Here is a 2,042-nt window from a genome sequence, read left to right on the forward strand (position 1 = left end):
ATTAAGAAATAAACGATTTCCTTTTTCTTTAACTTCATCATACGTCAGCCGAGTTGAGCTAATCGCACCACACAAAGTGTGGGTTTTGTTGTGCTTTAATGAACCGTTCTGGATTTTATTATTCCCTGCTTTTTTAGAAAAATAAATGGAATTTAATGCTGCCACTCTTTATAATTTTATTCTTTTTTTATGGCTAAGTTATGCGCTCTTTTCTCTTATTTTTATTAATTTGCTCTACAGGCTATGCGGCATCACCTGATTCCTTTGCGCGTGCTAAAAAAATTGCTGTTTCCGTTTTTAGTAAACATCCGCAAACAATTTATTGCCAATGCACCTATAACCAAAAAGAAATTGATTTAACCAGTTGTGGTATGCAAGAAGCTTCTGCTAACAAACGTGCGCACCGCATGGAGTTTGAGCATATAGTGGCGGCTGAGCATTTAGGTCAGCGCTTTGAGTGCTGGCGCACTCCTTTATGTACAGACAAACAGGGTAAGCCTTTTAAGGGGCGGCGTTGTTGTCAACAAATAGATAAACACTATCGTCATTTAGAAGCGGAGCTTTATAATTTATGGCCAGCTGTAGGGCTCGTTAATCAAGCGCGCTCTAATTATCGCTTTGGCATGATTCCAGGAAAAAATAATTATTTTGGCTGCACCATTAAAATTGATAAAGCGTTGCGCCGGGCAGAGCCTCCAGATAACGCAAAGGGTGTGGTCGCGCGAGCTTACTTATTTATGGCAGAACATTATAGGATTTCTTTAAGCTCTTCGCAAAAGGAATTATTTATGGCGTGGAACAAAACCTATTCCCCGAGCGCGTGGGAACTACAATGGGCAAGCCAGGTGGCTGCAATTGAGGGGTATCCCAATCCTTATATTACTCAATGGAGTATGCTAGCCAAGAAATAGGTTGGCATGACGTTTGGGCAGTGTTCAATGAATCGCGTGGCTGAAGGATATTCAAAGCCTTGGGCAATACGTTCTGAATTAAAATCCCCGGCCTATACGTCATGCTGGTCTGAAGTGCCGCGCGTTCGCATGTATTAGTCTTGTTGATAAAAATAAGAAATATCTTACACAATATTACGTAGTTTTCTGCTGGCCAATACTCATAGTTTTTCTATAATAACAACGTTTGGCGCAGCTTCAATCGACAGGATGTCGAACTTGATCCGATGATGGTCTTAAGGTGTATTGACGCTGTGCACAAGCACGATTCTGCATTTTCTATCTTATTTTTATTTCAAAAGAATATATTAACCCTAACAGTACTTATTTATCATGGCTATACTCACCAATAGCATGTTGGATGAATTCATAATTGGGCTCTAATTGTCATTTTTGTAGTTCTTTGATTTATCTAAGGATAATTCAGTAACTTTTGCGACAAACACTAGTTTAGAACCTTCTTTAAGCATTTTCTGGCAATTTCGAGTATGCTTTCATTACTCAGTCCTGTGGTAATTAAGCCTGTAATTGTAATTTTTCAATTCGGTACCCACTTTTTAAAATGCGAAAATACACTTCAATTTGCCAACGGCATAAATTTTATTAGGTAAACGCTAAAAGTGTCCATAACATACTTCTCATTACTTATTTCAGCATTTTAAATGGGGAAGAGCCTACTTATTAGTATAGATAGTCTTTAACTTATAGCATCATTTTAATAGCTATAATATGAAAATGACTGTAACCGCAGAATGTGTGGAGTTTATAGGCACCGATGTGATTCGGTTAACAGCACTGCACTGCATTAGGGAAGGGGTAAATAATATGGATAATGGGTTATCGGCGTTTTATAAAAGACAAGAAAATATACAATTACTTTTTGTACATGCCATGGCTAAACGCGATATAATAATTGCTAAAATATATTTAACGCCAGTTATGGATAAGAAAATTATAATTACTTGAAAATATTGAATAAAAAGATGGTGCTTGATAGATTTCTCTCTTTTTTAAACCGCCAAGTTATGAAAGGAGTCGAAATGCTATTAGCACCAATGGTTGAAATTTTCTGTGACATTGATGATTTTTGCA

3 protein-coding genes are annotated in these 2,042 nt (G+C 37.2%); all 3 read left to right on the plus strand.

From position 1 onward, the window contains the following. The first annotated feature begins 200 nt into the window (after positions 1-200). Positions 201-911 (plus strand): endonuclease, encoded by a 711-nt coding sequence (locus tag WA877_RS11545; RefSeq protein ID WP_425171066.1) that lies wholly within the window; start codon positions 201-203, stop codon positions 909-911. A 6-nt stretch (positions 912-917) separates the two neighbouring features. Further along, the gene (locus WA877_RS11550; protein WP_425171067.1) at positions 918-1,049 is read left to right on the plus strand and encodes a DUF4113 domain-containing protein; all 132 of its coding nucleotides are present in this window, start codon (positions 918-920) and stop codon (positions 1,047-1,049) included. 726 nt (positions 1,050-1,775) lie between these two features. Beyond that, entirely contained in the window at positions 1,776-1,916 is a 141-nt protein-coding gene (locus tag WA877_RS11555; RefSeq protein WP_425171068.1) for a hypothetical protein, read from the plus strand. The last annotated feature ends 126 nt before the right edge of the window (positions 1,917-2,042 follow it).

Origin of the sequence: Legionella sp. (assembly GCF_049790535.1) — a bacterium.
Lineage (GTDB): Bacteria > Pseudomonadota > Gammaproteobacteria > Legionellales > Legionellaceae > Legionella.